The following is a 17,841-nucleotide window of genomic DNA, read 5'->3' as shown; positions in this document are numbered from 1 at the left end:
GGACGACATCGAGAACGAGGGAGAACGTGATGCAGAGACGAACCCTGGGCCGCACCGGACCGGCCGTTTCCGCGCTGGGCCTGGGCGCGATGGGCATGTCGGGCGCGTACGGCACGGCCGACCGGGCGGAGAGCATCGCCACCGTGCACGCCGCGCTGGAGGCCGGCGTCACGCTCATCGACACCGGCGACTTCTACGCCATGGGCCACAACGAGTTGCTGCTCGCCGAGGCGCTGCGCGGCCGGGATCGCGACAGCTACCGGCTGAGCGTCAAGTTCGGCATGCTGCGGGGGCCGGGCCACGAGTTCGGCGGGCATGACGGCCGTCCCGAGGCGGTGAAGAACTTCCTGGGCTACTCGCTGGCCCGGCTCGGCACCGACCACATCGACATCTACCGTCCCGCCCGGCTGGACCCGGCGGTCCCGATCGAGGAGACGGTGGGCGCGATCAAGGAGCTGGTCGAGGCCGGGTACGTACGGCACATCGGCCTCTCGGAGGTCAACGCGGCGACGATCCGCCGGGCCCACGCCGTCCACCCGATCGCCGACCTGCAGATCGAGTACTCGCTGATCTCCCGCGCGGTGGAGGCGGACGTCCTGCCCACACTGCGGGAGCTCGGCATCGGCCTGACCGCGTACGGCGTGCTCGGCCGCGGCCTCATCTCCGGGCACTGGACCGCAGGCCACACCGCCGGCTCCGGTGACAGCCGCGGCTTCAGCCCGCGCTTCTCCAGCGGGAACGTGGAGCACAACCTCGCCCTCGTGGACGCTCTGCGCCGGGTAGCCGAGGCGAAGGGCCGCACCGTCGCCCAGCTGGCCATCGCCTGGGTGGCCGCGCAGGGCGACGACATCGTGCCGCTGGTCGGCGCCCGCACCCGCGAGCGGCTGGCCGAGGCGCTGCCCGCGATGGACCTGAACCTCACCGCGGACGACCTCGCCGAAATCGAGAAGGCGGTGCCGCCGGGCTCGGCGCGCGGCGACCGATACCCGTCCGTGTTCATGTCCGGCCTCGGCGTGGGCAACTGATCGCGCGATCACGCCCCATCCGCTCCACAAGAGGCTTTTGCCGGAGTAGATCGCGTGCTACTTTTTGGACATACGTCCAGGGCGATCGTCCAGGGCGATTGACCAGGAGTGTGGACGAGTGGGCGCGACGGCGGCGGAACGGGGGCGGGAGGCGCGTCGGCGCCTGCTGGGGGTGGCGGCCGAGTTGATCGCCGAGCGAGGCTGGTCGGCGGTCAGTACGCGGATGCTGGCCGACCGGGCCGGAGCGGCCCCCGGTGTGGTGCACTATCACTTCTCCTCCGTCCAGGCCCTGCTCGCCGAGGCCGCGCTCGGCGTGATGCGCGCGCTGATCGAGCAGATCGGCGCGGGCCTGGAGCAGGCGCACACGCCCGGCGAAGCGCTGAAGCTGATGGTGGCTTTCCTGAAGGACTACGACGGCCGGGATCCGACCTCGCTGCTGTTCGCCGAGACGTACCTGGCCGCCGGCCGGGACGAGAGCCTGCGCCGCTCAGTGGGTGCGGTCGTCGACGAGTTCCGGCGACTGCTGGCCGGCCTGCTGGCCGAGCAGGGGGTGGCCGTGCCCGAGGCGACCGCCGCGGTGCTGGCCGCCGCGTTCGACGGCATCATGCTGCACCGCGCGCTCGGCCCGGGACCGGACGCCACGGAGCTGACAACCGTCCTGGAGCGGCTCATCACGCCCGCCGAGTAAGGAATGGTGAAATGTCGTGAAAGTGGTCATCTGTGGGGCCGGAATCGCCGGACTGGCCCTCGCCCAGTGCCTCGACAGCTTCGGGGCCGAGGTCGTGGTTCTGGAAAAGGCGCCCGGCCCTCGTACCCAGGGTTACATGATCGACTTTTTCGGCCCCGGCTACGACGCCGCCGAGGCCATGGGTGTGCTGCCGCGCATCCGGGAGCTGGGCTACCGGATCGATGAGATGACCTACCGGGATCACCACGGCCGCCGGCGCTCCGGCGTGCGGTTCGCCCGGTTCGCCAAGATCGTGAACGGCCGGCTGACCAGCATCATGCGCCCCGACCTCGAACGTGCTCTGCGCGAACACCTCTCCGACCGCGTCGATGTGCGTCACGCCACCACCCTCACCCGCATCGACAACCGCGCCGACGGCGTCACCGTCACCCTCACCGACGACAGCACCATCGAGGCCGATCTCCTGGTAGGCGCCGACGGCATCCACTCCACCGTCCGCGACCACGTCTTCGGGCCCGAACGGCAATTCCTGCGATACCTGGGATTCCACACCGCCGCGTACTCGTTCGACGACGCCGACATCCACGCCCAGGTGGCCCGGCAGTTCTGCCTGACCGACACCGTCAACCGGCAGATGGGCCTTTACGGGCTGCGAGACCGGCGCGTGGCGGTCTTCACCGTGCATCGCACCCCCGACCCCACGCTGCCGGCCGATCCACGTGCGGCGATCCGCCACGAATACGGCGCCCTCGGCTGGGTCGCGCCACGCGCTCTGGCCGCCTGCCCACCGCCGGAGCAGGTCTACTACGACCAGGTAGCCCAGATCGACATGCCGGCCTGGAGACGGGGCCGCGTGGTGCTCATCGGCGACGCCGCCTACGCGGTGTCCCTCCTCGCCGGCCAGGGCGCCTCCTTGGGCATCACCGGCGCGTACGTCCTGGCCGAGCACCTGTCCCGTACCGACACCCTTGACACCGCGCTGGAACGTTACGAGCAGGCACTGCGACCGGTGGTCACCGACAAGCAGCAGGTAGCCCGCGACGGGACACGTTGGTTCATCCCCGCCACCACCCGGCAGCTGCACCTCCGGCGAGCCGCACTCAAACTGGCCCGGCTCCCGGTCATCGACCGGTACGTTGCCGGCGCCCTCGCCGGCAAGTCCACCGCAATCATCACCAACCTGCGCGCGACCGGTGCCGTTTCGGGGGTCAGCCGGCGCTGAGGAGGGCGAACCGCTCGGCGAACGCGGACATCTCATCGCGCTGCTGTTCCGGATCCGCCGAGGTGGGGCCGACCACGACGCGGGTCACGCCTTGCGCGGCGAAGGCCTCGACCCGTTCGGCGGACATGTCGATCGACCCCCATCGGGTGTGCTCCAGCGCGCCGGGGTCACGGCCGGCCTCCGCGGCGGTGGCCCGGGCCAGCTCCCACTGGATCGCGCGTTCCTCCGGGGTGAGGGCGCCGCCGGGGAAATAACCGTCGCCGCGCCGACCGGCGCGCCGCGCGGCCGCCCGGCTCGACCCGCCGACGTGGATCGGCAGGTGGGTGCCCGAGTACGGCTTCGGGTAGCTGGTCACGTCGTCGAAGCCGAAGAACTCGCCGTGGAAGCTGACGCCCTTCTCGTCGCCTCCCCACAGCAGCCGCAGCACGTCGATGGCCTCGTCGGTACGGCGTCCGCGGGTGCCGAAGTCGACTCCCATCGCCCTGGCCTCGCCGGGCAGCGTGCCCAGCCCCACGGTGAGCAGCCGCATCCGTCCCTTGGACAGCACGTCGATGGTCGCCAGCCGCTTGGCCAGGACCACGGGGTGGTGGTACGGCAGCAGCAGCACGGCGGTGCCGAGCAGGATGCGACGGGTGGCCGCCGCGACGAAGGCCAGGCAGTCGAGCGGATCGGGGAAGGGCAGGGCCGGCGGGAGCTCGAAGGGGCCGACCGCGGCGCCGGGATACAGCACGACGTGCTCGGGCAGGTACAGCCCCTCAAAGCCGCAATCCTCGGCATGGCGGGCATACGTCACGAGCCCGTCGGGGTCGAGCCCGTCGGCCGTGGAGTAGCTGATCGCGAATTTCATCGTCATCCTCGAGGTCAGAGTCCGCGGGCACGCTACATCCTTGACGTCAGTGTCAGGGCAAATGCGTGGCCGGCGCCGTGCTCACCGGAACACGACGGCGAGGAGCCCGGGAAAGCGTTCCTCGAGATCGTCTCTGCGCAGGGTGAGGTAGTTTCTGCGTCCCGAGTGGCGCAGGCGGATCACGCCGCTCTCCCGCAGGACCCGCCAGTGATGCGTGAGGGTGGATTTCGGCGCTCCGGTCTCGATCGCCCCGCAGTATGTCTCCTCGCCGGAGGCGAGAGCACGCACGATCTTCATCCGGACCGGGTGCCCGAGTGCGGCGAGTACGTCTTCCAACTGCAACTGCTCGGTCGTCGGATGCAGAAGAGCAGCCATGGTCCGATCGTACGGTACCGCCGTAGTCGGCTAATGTACGGTACTCCCGTACATTGGGAGGATCACATGCCGAAAGCACTGTCCGACGCCGAGCTGGCACGGTCGTTGCCGGGCGGGTTCGTCAGCAGTCACGCCGACGTCAACGGGACTCGCCTGCACTACGTGACGGGCGGGCGGGGCAGGCCCTTGGTGCTGCTGGGCGGATGGCCGCAGACGTGGTGGGAGTTCCACAAGATCATGCCGCCGCTCGCCGAACGCCACCAGGTGATCGCCGTCGATCTGCGCGGCATGGGCGGCTCGGACAAGCCCGCCTCCGGCTACGACAAGAAGACGATGGCCGCTGACATCCTCGGACTCGTGCGCCGGCTGGGCCACGACCGGGTGGACATCGCCGGCCACGACATCGGCGGCATGGTCGCCTACGCCTTCGCCGCGAACCATCCCGCTCACGTCCGACGCATCGCCCTGCTGGACATCGCCCACCCTGACGAGCGCTTCCACACCTTCTCGTTGCTCCCTCGGCCCGGACGCCAGCAGGTCGACGGCGACATCCACGCCGGGCCGGGCCGCTTCCTGTGGTGGTTCGCCTTCAACCAGGTGCCCGGCCTGCCGGAACGCCTGCTCGCCGGCCGGTCCCGCGAGCTGATCGACTGGATGTGCGACTACCTGGTCGAGGATCCCGCCGCCATCGGCGACCACGACCGCGACATCTACGCCCGCGCCTACTCCACACCGGACGCGATCCGGGCGGGCAACGCCTGGTACCGGGCGTTCGGGCAGGACATCGCCGACGAGAAGACCTACGGCAGGGTGACCGTTCCGCTGCTGGGCCTGGGTGGCGGAGAGGGAGGTCACCTGCTCCTTCAGGCGGTGCTGCCGGACAAGGGCACCGACGTCGAGGTGGTGCTGGTGCCGGACAGCGGCCACTACATCCCCGAGGAGCAGCCCGAGATCGTCGTCAAGCACCTGACCCGATTCTTCAACTGAAGCCGCCCGGCGAGACTCCGCCCGATCTCGGCGGGCGACCTAGCGGCTGATCTTGAAACGTTCGGCGTGCTCTGCCACCCACTGCGCGAACGTACGCGCCGGACGGCCGATCACCCGTTCGACGGTGTCGTCCACGGTCGTGGCGGAATCGCTGGGGGTGGCATACCAGCCGATGACATACTCGGCGTCCGCACGGGAGACGCCGGTGGCCATCAGCCTGTCGACGGCCTGTTCATGGGTGATGGGCATGAAGGCGATGTCGCTGTCGACGGCCCGGGACAGGAGAGAGAGCCGCTCGCGCGGGGTCAGCGCCTCGGGACCGGTGAGGTTGTACGCGCGTCCCGCATGGCCGTCGTCGAGCAGCGCGACGGCCGCCACGGCCCCGATGTCGGCCTCGTGGACCAGCGCACTGGGAAAGTCGTACGGCTCCCGGACGACTCCCTCGGCCCGGATCGATCCGGCCCAGGTCAACGTGTTGGACATGAACTCCTGCGGCTCCAGACGCGTCCATTCCACGCCCGAGTCGGCCACGGCCTGCTCGACGGGTCCCACCCAGCCGCCCCACACCACGGTGATGCGCCGGACACCTGCGGCGACCGCCCGCTGGACCAACTCGGGACCGACCTCGGCGAGTCCCGTCGTCACCGTGAGGTGCAATCGGCCGGCGCCGTCGAGGGCGGTGTCCAACATCGCCGGTTCGTGGTGCGTGCCGGCCACCAGCTCCACCCCGGCCGGCAACTTCCCGGCCGCCGCGGCCGGATCGCGGGTCAGCGCCCGAACGGGCTCTCCGCGGCGGAGCAGCTCCGTCACCACGTGGCGGCCGGTGTTCCCGGTGGCACCCGTGACAAGTGTCGTCACAGTCGAACTCCTTTCGTCCGTCGCCGACGACGCTAGAAGCTGAATCGCACTTGAGGTCAAGGAAGTCCGGGGAGGTGATCCGCCGAGCACCGATAGGGTCAGAACGCGCAAATCGATCAGAGGGGCTTAAACGGAACCTTGATCGGCCCGCTCGCACGACAGGAGAGACATTGATGTACCCCCCGTCCGGCTCCGGGCCGGGGTTCCATCCCCCTCAGCCGCCCACCGGGCATCCCCAGCCGTACCCGCCCGGCCCCTACCAGCAGCCGCCACCGCCGACCGGGCCGGTGCGGCCCCGGCGCAGCGCCTGGCGGGTCCTCGTGGGGCTGGTCGTCGCGGGCTTCGGTCTGCTGGCCGTGCTCGGCGGTGGCGCGCTCATCGCGCACGCCTACTCCAACAGCCGGCAGGTCATCCACAACTCGGCGTACTCCAAGGAGCTGTGGCGCAACGTGCCCGTCGAGAAGCTGTTGCCGCCGCGGCTCGGCCGGGAGCACCCCGACAAGGGCTACTCCTCCCCGAACGACGAGCGCGGCTGGACCAGGGCCGCGATCTCCTCCGACACCTCCTGCCGGGCGGCGCTCTCCGGCGAGCTGGCCCGGGTCGCCACTGAGCGGGGCTGCGTCGCGGCCGTGCGCGCCACGTACGTGGACGACACCGGAGGCACGGCCGCCACCGTGGCCCTGGTCGCCTTCCGCGAGTCGCAGCCCCGCGTCGACCTGGAGGGCATCGTGCGTGAGGCGCAGCGGAAGCCGGACCACGCGGTACGCGCGCTCGCCGCGCCAGGCACCCAGTGGAAGGACTCCGCGCGCACCGGGAACGGCGGAAGGACCGTTGGGGACGTGCCCATGTTCGTGGCGGTCACCACGGGGCCGGCGGACGGCCGCAGGCCCGGACGGCTGCCCGAACCGTGGGGCAGGAGGGAGTACCCGCAGCGGGAGGACCGTGAGGCGTGGGCGTACACCGCGCAGGGGCTCGCGGAGAGCCTGGCCACCCGGCTGTACGCGGAGGCCCGGAAGGTGGGGGCATGATTCGCAGGCTGACCTGCGCGGCCGTCATGGTCGCCGGACTGGTCGCGGCCACCGCCGCGCCGGCTGTGGCCGAGGCGCCGCGGGGCTGGGAACAGCAGATCATGAAGGTGCCGGCCGCGCAGCGGCTCGGACAGGGCAAGGGGATCACCGTCGCGGTCCTGGACACCGGGGTCGTGAAGAACCATCCGGAGTTCCGCGGACGGGTGACGAACGGCCCCGACTTCATCGGCGGCGGCGCGAAGCCCGGGCAGTCGTACTGGGGCGCGCACGGCACCGCCATGGCCTCCAGCGTGCTGCGGGTCGCCCCGCAGGCCCGCGTGCTCTCGGTACGGGTGATCTGGGACCGGGAGGACCCGGCGCGCAAGCGCGCGGAGTCCGCCGCCAAGTCCGGCGGCACCGCCGCCGACAAGGAGAGCATCAAGGCGGCCACCGCGCTGGCCAAGGGCATCCGGTACGCCGTCGACAAGGGCGCCCGCGTGATCTCCATGTCCCTCGGCACCGACGAGTGGGGCCTCGGCAGCGGTTACGACGAGACCACGGCCGCGGCCGTCGACTACGCCCTCGGCAAGGGGGCCATCCTGCTGGCCAGCGCGGGCAACGGCGGATCCACCGACCCGCTGGAGGTCGACGCGAACAACGTCGTCTCCTACCCGGCCGCCTACCCGGGAGTGATCGCGGTGGCGGCGATGGGGCCGGGCGGCGCGCGGGCGGACTTCTCCCAGGTGCACACGTACAACACGATCACCGCACCCGGCGTGGACATCTACGCCGCCGACAACCGCGGCGGCTACCGGGCGGGAGACGGCACCTCCCCGGCCTGCGCGCTCGCGGCGGGCACCGCGGCGCTGATGCTGTCCCGCAATCCCGATCTGACGCCCCGGCAGGTACGCGACATCCTGGTGCGGACCGCCAGGAAGCCGCCGTCCGGCTACAACGTGTTCCTCGGCTTCGGGCTGATCGACGCGGCGGCGGCGGTGCGGGCGGCGGGCGCCGCCAAGGACACGAAGATCGAGGCGGCCCCGTACAAGGGGAAGGAGTACCTCGGCGGCGGGCCGGTCGCCGCGCCGACCACCAACCCGCCGATCGACATGACCTATGTCGTCGTGGGCGGCGCGGCCGCCGGTGTGGGGCTCCTGTTCCTGCTGGTCGCGGTGCTGCTGATGCGCCGGCCCCGCGCACGCCCCGTGCCCGGCGCCTGACCTGGCGAACCCGGTGACGGGGCGGGCCACCGCATGCCGTCATAGCGAGACGAGACGGTCCGTCTTGACGTAGAAGCGGAGTGCCTGTATACCTTGTCATCACGAGACGGACCGTATCGTCTCATGATAGTGAGGAGTCCGTGTGACGACTGCCCGAGTCTGGTTCATCACCGGCGCGTCGAGGGGCCTGGGCAGGGCCTTCGCCGAGGCGGCGCTCGCCGCCGGAGACCGCGTCGTGGCCGCCGCCCGCGACCTCGGCCCCCTCGCCGACCTCGCCGCCGCCCACCCCGACAGCCTCGTACGGCTGACGCTGGACGTCCGCGACCGCGCGGCCGTCCAGAAGGTCGTGGACGAGGCCGCGGCGGCGTTCGGCCGCCTCGACGTCGTGGTCAACAACGCCGGCACGCTGCTGTTCGGCATGGTGGAGGAGGCCACCGAGGAGCAGATCCGCGCCCAGTTCGAGGTCAACTTCTTCGGTGCGGTCTGGGTGGCCCAGGCCGTGGTGCCGCACCTGCGGGCGCAGGGGTCCGGCCACATCCTGCAGGTCACCTCGATGGGGTCCGGCGGCGGATTCGCGTCCGTCGGGTTCTACGCGGCGAGCAAGTCGGCGCTCGACTCGGTGAGCCAGGCGCTGGCGATGGAGGTGGCGCCGTTCGGGATCAAGGTGACGATCGTGCAGCCGGGCGGGTACGGCACGGACCTGTTCACGCGGGGCACCACGCTCGCGGAGCGGCGCCCGGAGAACGAGCCGCTGCACGCCCAGCTGGCCGAGATGTGGGGCGAGGACGCCGGTCCCGACCCGAGCACCGCGGCGCCGGTGATCATGGAGCTGGTCGAGCTGGCGGAGCCGCCGCTGCGGCTGATCGTCGGCGGCGCCTCGTACGACATCGTCCAGCAGATGGAGCGGGCCCGCACGGAGGAGTACCGGGCCTGGGAGCACCTCAGCCGCAAGGCGCCGGGCTGACCACCCCACCCCGTTTGTTCATGCTCGAAAAGGAGGCATGCCTTTTGCGTACCGCTGCCCAACTCGCACTCACCGAGGTCACCAAGCGTTACGGCATCCGCGTCGTCCTGGACCGGGTGTCGCTCACCGTCAGACCCGGCGAGCGGATCGGAGTGATCGGCGACAACGGGTCAGGCAAGTCCACGCTGCTCAGGCTCATGGCGAACGCCGAGCGGCCGGACAACGGCGAGCTCCTGGCCGTCGCGCCCGGCGGCGTCGGACACCTGCCGCAGTCACTCGCGCTGCCGCCGCACGCGACGGTGGCCGACGCCGTCGATCTGGCGCTGGCCGATCTGCGAGGGCTCGAGGCCCGGATGCGGGCGGCCGAACGGTCGCTCGAAGAGGCGGACGCGGAGGCGTACGCGGGGCTCGTGGCGCAGTTCGAGGCACGGGGCGGCTACGAGGCCGACGTCCGGGTGGAGATCGCGCTGCACGGGCTCGGGCTGCCCGGGCTCGACCGGAGCCGCCCGCTGGGCACACTCTCCGGCGGCGAACGCGCCAGGCTCGCCCTGGCCGCCACGCTGGCGTCCGATCCCGAGCTGCTGCTGCTCGACGAGCCGACCAACGACCTGGACGACCAGGCCGTGGCCTGGCTCGAACAGCGCCTGCGCGCCCACCGGGGCACGGTCGTGGCGATCACGCACGACCGGATGTTCCTGGAGCGGGTGACCACCGCCATCCTGGAGGTCGCCGACGGGCAGGTGCGCCGCTACGGCGACGGCTACGCCGGGTACCTCGTCGCCAAGGCCGCCGAACGCGCCGCGCAGGCGCGGGCCCACGAGGAGTGGAAGACGGAGCTGGACCGGCACGCCACGCTGGTGGCGGCCAACGCGGGCCGGCTGGCCGGGATCCCGCGCAAGGTCGCCAAGGCGGGCATGGGCACCGGCGCCTGGCGGGCGCGCTCGCGTACGCACGGGGCCGCCGGGCGCATCCGGCAGTCCCAGCAGCGGCTACGGTGGCTCGCCGAGCACCCGGCGCCGCCGCTTCCCGAGCCGCTGCGCTTCGCCGCCACCCTCGCCACCGCGGGGGCCGCTTCCGAAGCCGAGGTGGCCGCGCTCGACGGCGTGGTGGTTGCGGGCCGGCTTCGCCTCGGCTCCCTGGCCGTCGGCGCCGGTGAGCGGCTGCTCGTCACCGGACCGAACGGGGCGGGCAAGACCACGCTGATGCGGGTGCTCGCCGGGGAGCTGCGTCCGGACGCGGGCGAGGTCCGGCGGGCCGGCCGGGCCGGGTTCTTCCGGCAGGACGAGGGGGACCTCGGCCGGGTCGGGCCGGCGGACCGGACGGTGTTGCGGGCCTACGCGGACGGGCGTCCCGGGAGCCTGGACGAGCACGCGGACGCGCTGCTCGCCCTGGGGCTCTTCCGGCCGTCGGACCTCGGGCTGCGCCTGGGGGAGCTCTCCTACGGGCAACGGCGCCGGATCGAGCTCGCCCGGCTGGTGAGCGAGCCCGTGGACCTGCTCCTGCTCGACGAGCCGACCAACCACCTGTCGCCGATGCTCGTGGAGCAGTTGGAGGAGGCGCTGGCCGCCTACCGGGGCGCGCTGGTGGTCGTGACGCACGATCGGCGTCTGCGGGCCGCGTTCACCGGCTCCCACCTGGAGCTGGGCGCGGCCGATCGCGGGGTCAGCGGCGGAACGAGCCGGCGTTGAACACCATCACCTTGCCGCCGTCTCCGTCAGCGGTGCCAGACGTCGTAGCCGCGGTTCTGGTACAGGTACGCGGGCGTGAACGCCGACTTCCCGCTGATCAGGCCGAAGTGGATGCCGTACGCGGTCCCGGCGTAGTACCAGGGTCCGCCGGAGTCGCCTGCCTCGCTGATGTTCTTGTCCATGACCACCATGTGCTTCATGCCCCCGGCGGAGACGTCGCGGCGGGCGACCTTGGCGCAGCTCCCGCCGCTGGTTATGCCGAAGTGGCAGATACGCGTGCCTATGGAGGGCATGGCCGAACGGTCGTCGGCGTACCTCGTCTTGTTCCAGTCGTGGTAGAACGTGCGGCCCGCGGTCTTGGAGCCGACGGTGTAGTAGGAGAGGTCGCCCCAGTCGCCGACCGCCCACCAGACGCGCTTCACCGTGGTCGAGCCGCCGTGGGTGCTGTGGTTGGAGTACGTGCGGGTGGGGTAGTTCCGCGCGCAGTGGCCGGCGGTCCCGTGGCGCTTGGTGTTGCTGTGGATGTACTTCAGGTTGAAGCCCGAGGTGCAGTTGCTGAGCGAGCCGCCGCCCCGCATGTACCTGTCCTGCGGCTGCGACACCTTGTCGACCAGGGTGACCTGGGCCTGGATCCCGGCCTCCGACGCCTGCCGGGGCAGCAGGCCCTGGGCGGAGAGGGGCGTGCTCGACTGCGCCTCCACGACGACGGTCCCGGTGCGTACGTCGTAGGAGGTGGCGGCGTCCTGCACGGCGGGGTTGGCCAGGACGGTCGCGTGGGTGGCCGTGCCGGCGGCGGACAGCTCCTGCTCGGAGAAGCCGCGGTCGCCGACCAGGTCGACGCGTACGGGGAGGGTTCTGGCGAGTTCGACCGCCTTGGCCGGAACCTCTCCCTTGAAGCCGAACCAGGCGCTGTCGTCGTACTTGACCGCTCCGGCGAACTCGGCGGGGAAGCCGGTCTCGAGCTCCGCGGCCACCTTCTCGAACTGCGGCTGCCAGGAGATCGCGTCGATCGCGGCGGCCAGCCCGATGCCCTCGGCGGCGGCGATGCGCGTGAGGTCCTCGATCTCGCCCGCGTGCAGGTCGTCCACCATGACGTCAGGGGTGTCCACGGGACCGTCGGGCTGGGCGGCGGCCGAGAAGGTCTGCTTGGCGGCGGTGGCGCTGATGTAGTCCTTGACGGCCTGCTCCAGGGGGACCCCGTCCTGGGCGGCCTGCTGCTTGATGGCCTCCAGCGTGGGGCGGGCCGGCTTGGGCTGGTCCTGGGCGGCCAAGGTGACGCCGGTCGCGCCGGGCTCGGCGGACGCGGACCCGGCAGGTAAGCCGACGAGCGCGAAGGCTAGCACGGCACCGGTGCTGATGCGGCTGACATGGGAGAACGAGGGCATGCGCAAGCTCCTGCACTGTCGTCGGAGGAACGGGATGCATGCCCACGATACACAATTCTAGAGCGCGTGCTCCATTATTTTCCGCTGAACACCGGGAGTGGGGCGAGTACGGTGGCGTACTCGCCCCCTCTGTCACGGCGTCACCCGAAGGTCACGACGAGGCGGCCGTCCGAGGCGAAGGACCAGTGCAGGGCGCCGCTGTAGGACGAGCACCGGGACCCGTTCGAGCCGGACCAGAACTGGTTCGAACTGTCGGAGTTGCCGACGATCCGGTCGTTGGTGCCGCTGCCGCTGCGGCACGAGGTGTTGTTGCGGAACACCGAGGTCCCGGCGTCGAACGAGTAGTTGCGCTCGGTGTTGTCGATGCTGACGTTGTCCGACACCGTCATCGTGCCGGGGTTGCGGTTGTAGGTGAAGCCGTGCTTGCCGTTGCGGTACGCGATGCTGCGCCGGATGGTGTGGTTGACCGCGATGTCCTCGCCGCCGAGCTTGTAGCCGTTGCGGTCACCGTTGCCGGCCTGGCTGCCGTCGCTGAGCGTGCCGTTGTTGTACGACAGGGAGTCCTCGATGGTCACCGGGCCGATGGCGCCCGTGTCCGTCTTGGTGTAGAGGTCCCAGCCGTCGTCGATGTTGTTGCGGGACACGCAGTAGCGGAAGACGTTGCCGGAGCCGACGGTGAGCTTCGCGGCGAAGCCGTCGGCGTCCTCGCCGTCGGAGTCGGCGTTGTCGTGCGACAACGCGCTCAGGATGAGGTTGTTGGACGGCCACTGGTCGCGGGGCGTGTCGGAGGCGATCCGCGAGAGCTGCAGCCCCGTGTCCCGGTTGAACCGCGTCTCCGTGCGCTCGAAGATGTTGTTGCTGCCGCCGACGAAGATGCCGTTGTCACCGGCACGCTCGACGACGATGCCGTAGATGTGCCAGTACGACCCGTTCACGGCGAGTCCGCGGTTGGCCGGGTCCTCGCTCTGGGCGGAGAAGTTCAGGATCGGGGTCTCGCCCGGGTAGGCGGACAGTTTCTTGCGGGCGCTCGAGGTGCCGTTGTTGCCCGCCGCGATGGTGACCGTCTGGGAGAAGTTGTAGGTCCCGCCGCGTGCGTAGATCGTCCCGCCGGCGGTGATGCGGGTGATCGCCGAGGTGAGGGTCGTCGGGTCCGACTGCGTCCCGGTCGCGCCGTCCCTGCCGTTCGGCGCCACGTAGAGCGTGCTGCCCGTCGGCGGGGTCGTGCCGCCCGCGTCGACGTCGATGTAGTCGAGGTTGGCCAGGCCGTTCGAGGTGGTCGGGTTGAACTGGATGGTGTTGCTGCCCGCCCGCACCGACACGGTGAGCGTCTTGGTGACCCAGGTGTCCCACGTGCCGGTGCCCTCGTACGAGACGTTCTGGACCGTCGACCCGTTGACGATCAGGTCGGCGGGGCGGGCGGTCGTGGTCCCGTTCGCGAACCGCACGCTCAGCGTCGCCGTCCCGGCCGCGCCGGCGTTGACGGTGAACTGGGCGGAGGCGCCGGTGGCGTTGTTGCCGTTGCAGAATCCGCTGCCGGAGTAGCCGGACCAGTTGCTGTCGATGGTGCCGGTGCAGACCGCGGGCGAGCTCTCCGCCTCGTACCGCGTCGGCGCGGCCTGTGCGGCGGTCGGTGACAGTGCGACGAACGCGCCGGCTAACAGGCCGGCGCACGTGAGGATGGCTTTCAGGCGCATCATCGTTCTCCAAGGTGTCGGGTACGGAGGCGCGGGCGAAACGTCGCCACAGTAGGAAAGCGCTTTCCTCGGCGTCAATGCGCCACTGCAAACGCGTCAATCCCGAAACCATCGCCGCTGGCCAGGGATTTACCGCTGGCTCAACCGCCGGTGAAACTTTCATTCAGCCCGAGAAGCGAGGCCCCGCGGCAGGAACGGGCACTACCATGCTGCCATGCAGCACCTTTGTGCCTGACCAGCGGATGCGCCGACGACGTCATCCCTTTCCGGTCCTTCTCCGGAAGGACGCACCGCTGGAGTCACCGAGTGTTCCCTGCATGGCGCCGATCTTCCGGCGACCTCTTCACACTGCTGCGCGGCAACGCCGATTTCCGACGCCTCATCGGCGCCTGCGCGCTGAGCCTGACGGGCGACTGGTTCGCCTTCGTCGCACTGAGCGGTTTCGTCTACCACAGCACCGGCTCGCCGGGGTGGACGGCGCTGCTGTTCGCGATCAACTCCCTTCCCGGAGTGCTGCTGTTCCCGTTGATCGGCCCGCTCACCGACCGGGTCGACCGGCGACGTCTTCGGATCCTCTGCGACCTGGGCTCGGTGGTCCCGGTGGGCGGGCTGCTGGTCGCCTTCCACACCGGCTCGGTGCCGCTGGCCCTGGGATGCCTGGCCGTCCTGTCGGTGCTCGCCGCGATGGCCGGTCCCATCCCCGAGGCCGCGCTGCCCAACCTCGTCACCGGCCGGGACCTCTCACTGGCCCAGACCGTGCTCGGCAGCCTGTACTCGGCCGGCCTGCTCGTCGGAGCCGGACTGGGAGGCCTGGTCACCGCCGCCTGGGGAACCTCGGCCACGCTCCTCCTCGACGGAGCCTCGTTCATCGTCTCCGCGCTGCTCGTCGCGCGGATCAAGCGGCCCTTCTCCAGCGCCGTGTCGACGCGCCGGATCCGGATACGCGCTGACACCGCCGAACTCTGGCGGTTCCTGCGAACCACCCCCGTGGCCGCGGCCCTGCTGTGGCTGACCGCGGGGCTGCGTCTCTGCTACGGAATGGTCGGACTCCTGCCCGTCTACGCCCTCGATCGCTTCCATGTCGGCGACGCGGGAGTCGGCGTCCTGTACCTGGCGCAGGGCCTCGGCGCCGTGCTCGGCCCGTTCGCGGGCAGGCGGCTCGCCGGCGGCTCGACACGTCGGCGGCTGTACGTGGCGGCGGCGGCCCTGGCCCTCTTCGGCCTCGGATACCTGGTCCTCGCCCACGTCTCCGGACTCGGCCCGGGAATGGCCGCGGCGTTCGCCGGCCACCTCGGGGTGGGCGCGTGCGCGATCCTCGCCCTCAACGGCCTGCAACTGGCGACGCCTGACCATGTCCGGGGACGCGTGATGGTGCTGGTGTTCAGCCTCTCGGCGGCGTTCCAAGGCGTGTCGACACTCGCGGTCGCGCCCATGACCGCGGCCATCGGCATGGCCGACACCACCCGTCTCCTCGGGCTCCTGGCCGTCGCGTACGCGATCGTCTGGGCGGCACGCGTCCGGCGCTGACACCGGCGGCGCCGGTCCTGCTCAGGGCTGGGAGCCGGGTGGCAGGGCGAAGGGATCTTCGGGGAGGAAGCAGCCGTAGTCCTGCAACGGCATCGGATCCTCGAGCACGATCCGCTGGAGCTCGCCCGCCGGTGACAGGCCGTCCGGACGGTCCGGCACGCGCCGGCCCGGCCGCAGCCCGCCGCGGCCGAGCGACGTCTCCGGCGCGTCCGCCGCGAGCTGCCCGAACCGGTCCAGCAGAACGTGTACGGCGTCATAGACGTCGCGGACGTTCTCGGCGGCGTCATCCTCGCCCGCCTCGGGGCAGAGGTCGCGGTACGCGGCGCGGGCCGCGGCCAGGAAACGCTCCGGATCCACGATCACCACGTCCCGGCGCGTCCGTACGCTGATCGTCATACCCGCCGCCGGAAGCGTCTGCTCATCCACCGTCCGACGGTATCCCGCCGCCCGGTCCCTGCCGAGCCTCCGCAGCCGGCCCGGCAAACCGCATGCGGCCTTCGACGAGGCCGATCCCGGGAGGGCGCCGATCGGGGCCGGCCGGAATATCGCCGTCCGCGCCCGGGCTGACCCGGTCATGACCGAGATTCTGGTGACCGGGGCGACCGGGAACGTGGGCCGGCAGGTGGTGGCCGGGCTGGTGTCCGCCGGTGGTTCCGTGCGGGCGTTGGTGAGGGATGCGCGGGCGGCGCGGCTTCCAGGGGGAGTGGCGGCCGTGGAGGGGGACCTGGGTGTGCCCGGCACGCTGGAGCGGGCGCTGGCGGGTGTGGAGACGGTGTTCCTGGTCTGGCCCTTCCTCACCGCCGACGGCGCCTCCGCCGTCCTGGAGGTGATCAAGAGCCGGGCCCGCCGGGTCGTCTACCTCTCGTCGTCGGGGGTGGACGACGAGGCGCAGCGGCAGGGTGACCCGATCAACCAGCTGCACGCCGACATGGAGGGCCTGATCGAGAGGTCCGGGCTGCGGTGGACGATCCTGCGGTCGAACACCATCGCCTCCAACACCCGGGGATGGGCGGCGCAGATCCGTGCCACCGGCGCCGTACGCGGGCCGGAGATCGCCGCCACCGCGGTGATCGACCCGCGCGATGTCGCGGAGGTGGCGGTACGGGTGCTGGCCGGCGACGGGCACGACGGCGCAACGTACGTGCTGACCGGGCCGCAGGTGGTGGGCCGGGCCGAGCAGGTGCGCGCGATCGGGGAGGCCATCGGGCGCCCGCTCCGGTTCGAGAAGGTGGCCGTACAGGCCGCGCGTGAGCAGATGCTCGCGGACGGGAGGCCGCCGGCCCTGGTGGAGGCCCTGCTGGCCAGCGCGGAGGCGCGGCCGCGGTCGGAGCTGATCACCTCGACGGTGGAGGAGATCACGGGGGCGCCGGCGCGTACGTTCGGGCGATGGGCCGCCGACCACGCGGACGAATTCCGCTGACCGCAGGCCGCTTCAGCGGCACCCGCTGTACGCCGCGCGTGTCGGCGTACAGCATCGTGAACTCCCAGGAACGCGTCCACGGGGGACGGCTCGGCATCGATGTCCCGGCAGAGGGAAATGTTCTCCTCCTGCCAGGCGCATTCGGTTCACGCGATGCCGAGGCCGTCCGTCTTCGGTTGAGCCGGGCCGGTGCGGGGTGCTCGCCGTTCCATGTCGAAGTCCCTTCGCCCCGTCCCTCTGACGATGAGGCCAGAGGCGCGTCAGTTGCCGAGGATCTGGTTGACCAGCGACGAGACCCCGGCGGTGTCCAGGAGCGTCACGGGCTGCTCCACCGTGAGATCGCCCGGCGACTCGAACGTCCAGGTCCCGGTGGCCGGGGACCAGGTCGGGAACCAGCTGGTCGGGGACCAGCTGGTCGGGGACCAGGTGCTCGTCGTGGCGCAGGGCATCGCGCCCAGCCAGAGCGAGTCGACGACCTGCGTGAGTCCCAGGGCGGCCAGCAGCGACGAGGACGACGTGCTCGTCGTCGTCGTGCACGGCGCCGCGGGTGCGGGGCCCAGCAGCCCGTCGACCAGGCCGACGACGCCGCCGGCCTTGTACGTGGGGGTGCTCTGGCTGCACGTCGTCGTCCGGTTGACCCAGGTCAGGCCGTCGACGGGGCTCGGGCGCCCGGACCACGGCGGCCCCAGCGGCGACTCGTTGAAGACCGATTCGGCCAGGGCCTGGAAGTCCTCGGTCCAGGACGACTGCCCGTTGTAGCTGACGACGTTGTTGTTGCCGCACAGGACCGTGTCCACGGCCCCCTCTTCTGCGGCGGCCGGCCCGGCGGCCAGCAGCAGGCCGGAAGTCGCGGCGAATGCGGCAATGGCGTGCTTGTACATGGTGCTCCCTGCGGATGGTAATCCGGTTATCCGCAGAGATCATTACCCTTAGT

The 17,841-nt window shown here is 71.2% G+C and carries 17 protein-coding genes; 10 read left to right on the top strand and 7 right to left on the bottom strand.

The features are described 5' to 3' along the window. Nucleotides 1-29: 29 nt before the first annotated feature. The 3 genes from ABZX61_RS23555 (at nt 30) to ABZX61_RS23545 (ending at nt 2,935) form a co-directional block, all read left to right on the top strand. Nucleotides 30-1,025: an aldo/keto reductase gene (locus ABZX61_RS23555; protein WP_355197553.1), complete on the top strand. Its 996-nt coding sequence runs from the start codon at nt 30-32 to the stop codon at nt 1,023-1,025. 118 nt (nt 1,026-1,143) lie between these two features. After that, a complete protein-coding gene (locus tag ABZX61_RS23550; RefSeq protein WP_355197551.1) occupies nt 1,144-1,713 on the top strand; it encodes a TetR family transcriptional regulator in 570 nt (189 codons plus the stop codon). 16 nt (nt 1,714-1,729) lie between these two features. Further along, nucleotides 1,730-2,935: an FAD-dependent monooxygenase gene (locus ABZX61_RS23545; RefSeq protein WP_355197549.1), complete on the top strand. Its 1,206-nt coding sequence runs from the start codon at nt 1,730-1,732 to the stop codon at nt 2,933-2,935. On the opposite strand, the gene ABZX61_RS23540 is transcribed toward ABZX61_RS23545, so the two are convergent. Further along, nucleotides 2,922-3,782 carry an LLM class F420-dependent oxidoreductase gene (locus ABZX61_RS23540; protein WP_355197547.1) on the bottom strand — a complete coding sequence of 287 codons (861 nt, stop codon included), beginning with the start codon at nt 3,780-3,782 and terminating at the stop codon, nt 2,922-2,924. The genes ABZX61_RS23545 and ABZX61_RS23540 overlap by 14 nt on opposite strands. Nucleotides 3,783-3,863: 81 nt before the next feature. Further along, on the bottom strand, nt 3,864-4,157 hold the full coding sequence (locus ABZX61_RS23535) for a helix-turn-helix domain-containing protein (protein WP_350725932.1): 294 nt from the start codon (nt 4,155-4,157) through the stop codon (nt 3,864-3,866). A 66-nt stretch (nt 4,158-4,223) separates the two neighbouring features. On the opposite strand from ABZX61_RS23535, the gene ABZX61_RS23530 reads away from it, so the two are divergent. Continuing rightward, nucleotides 4,224-5,144, top strand: coding sequence for an alpha/beta hydrolase (locus tag ABZX61_RS23530; protein ID WP_355197544.1), 921 nt, complete (start codon nt 4,224-4,226; stop codon nt 5,142-5,144). Between the two features lie 39 nt (nt 5,145-5,183). On the opposite strand, the gene ABZX61_RS23525 is transcribed toward ABZX61_RS23530, so the two are convergent. After that, nucleotides 5,184-6,002: an NmrA family NAD(P)-binding protein gene (locus ABZX61_RS23525; protein ID WP_355197542.1), complete on the bottom strand. Its 819-nt coding sequence runs from the start codon at nt 6,000-6,002 to the stop codon at nt 5,184-5,186. Nucleotides 6,003-6,175: 173 nt separating this feature from the next. Here ABZX61_RS23525 and ABZX61_RS23520 point away from each other — a divergent pair, with 173 nt between their 5' ends. The 4 genes from ABZX61_RS23520 to abc-f all read left to right on the top strand — a co-directional run bounded on the left by ABZX61_RS23520 (nt 6,176) and on the right by abc-f (nt 10,881). Continuing rightward, nucleotides 6,176-7,030 (top strand): hypothetical protein, encoded by an 855-nt coding sequence (locus tag ABZX61_RS23520; RefSeq protein WP_355197540.1) that lies wholly within the window; start codon nt 6,176-6,178, stop codon nt 7,028-7,030. Further along, a complete protein-coding gene (locus ABZX61_RS23515) occupies nt 7,027-8,229 on the top strand; it encodes a S8 family serine peptidase (protein WP_355197538.1) in 1,203 nt (400 codons plus the stop codon). The genes ABZX61_RS23520 and ABZX61_RS23515 overlap by 4 nt, the downstream gene beginning before the upstream one ends. Before the next feature lie 142 nt (nt 8,230-8,371). Then, nucleotides 8,372-9,193: an SDR family NAD(P)-dependent oxidoreductase gene (locus tag ABZX61_RS23510; protein WP_355197536.1), complete on the top strand. Its 822-nt coding sequence runs from the start codon at nt 8,372-8,374 to the stop codon at nt 9,191-9,193. 20 nt (nt 9,194-9,213) lie between these two features. Beyond that, the gene (gene abc-f, locus ABZX61_RS23505) at nt 9,214-10,881 is read left to right on the top strand and encodes a ribosomal protection-like ABC-F family protein (RefSeq protein ID WP_355197534.1); all 1,668 of its coding nucleotides are present in this window, start codon (nt 9,214-9,216) and stop codon (nt 10,879-10,881) included. A 26-nt stretch (nt 10,882-10,907) separates the two neighbouring features. Here the strand turns inward: abc-f and ABZX61_RS23500 are convergent, their stop codons facing one another. Beyond that, on the bottom strand, nt 10,908-12,266 hold the full coding sequence (locus tag ABZX61_RS23500) for a hypothetical protein (protein ID WP_355197532.1): 1,359 nt from the start codon (nt 12,264-12,266) through the stop codon (nt 10,908-10,910). 140 nt (nt 12,267-12,406) lie between these two features. Further along, a complete protein-coding gene (locus ABZX61_RS23495) occupies nt 12,407-13,963 on the bottom strand; it encodes a carbohydrate-binding protein (RefSeq protein WP_355197530.1) in 1,557 nt (518 codons plus the stop codon). Between the two features lie 303 nt (nt 13,964-14,266). On the opposite strand from ABZX61_RS23495, the gene ABZX61_RS23490 reads away from it, so the two are divergent. Beyond that, on the top strand, nt 14,267-15,487 hold the full coding sequence (locus ABZX61_RS23490) for an MFS transporter (protein ID WP_355197528.1): 1,221 nt from the start codon (nt 14,267-14,269) through the stop codon (nt 15,485-15,487). Nucleotides 15,488-15,508: 21 nt separating this feature from the next. Here ABZX61_RS23490 and ABZX61_RS23485 read toward each other — a convergent pair whose 3' ends face one another. After that, nucleotides 15,509-15,913, bottom strand: a complete 405-nt coding sequence (locus tag ABZX61_RS23485) for a hypothetical protein (RefSeq protein ID WP_350725915.1) — start codon at nt 15,911-15,913, stop codon at nt 15,509-15,511. 148 nt (nt 15,914-16,061) lie between these two features. On the opposite strand from ABZX61_RS23485, the gene ABZX61_RS23480 reads away from it, so the two are divergent. Then, on the top strand, nt 16,062-16,907 hold the full coding sequence (locus tag ABZX61_RS23480) for an NAD(P)H-binding protein (RefSeq protein WP_355197526.1): 846 nt from the start codon (nt 16,062-16,064) through the stop codon (nt 16,905-16,907). A 260-nt stretch (nt 16,908-17,167) separates the two neighbouring features. Here the strand turns inward: ABZX61_RS23480 and ABZX61_RS23475 are convergent, their stop codons facing one another. Beyond that, nucleotides 17,168-17,788 (bottom strand): hypothetical protein, encoded by a 621-nt coding sequence (locus ABZX61_RS23475; RefSeq protein WP_355197524.1) that lies wholly within the window; start codon nt 17,786-17,788, stop codon nt 17,168-17,170. Nucleotides 17,789-17,841 lie beyond the last annotated feature (53 nt).

This window comes from Nonomuraea sp. NPDC003709 (genome assembly GCF_040610775.1).
Taxonomy (GTDB): Bacteria; Actinomycetota; Actinomycetes; order Streptosporangiales; family Streptosporangiaceae; genus Nonomuraea; species Nonomuraea angiospora_A.
The sequence above is the reverse complement of the archived record's forward strand: the minus strand, read 5'-3'. Positions and strand labels throughout refer to the sequence as shown.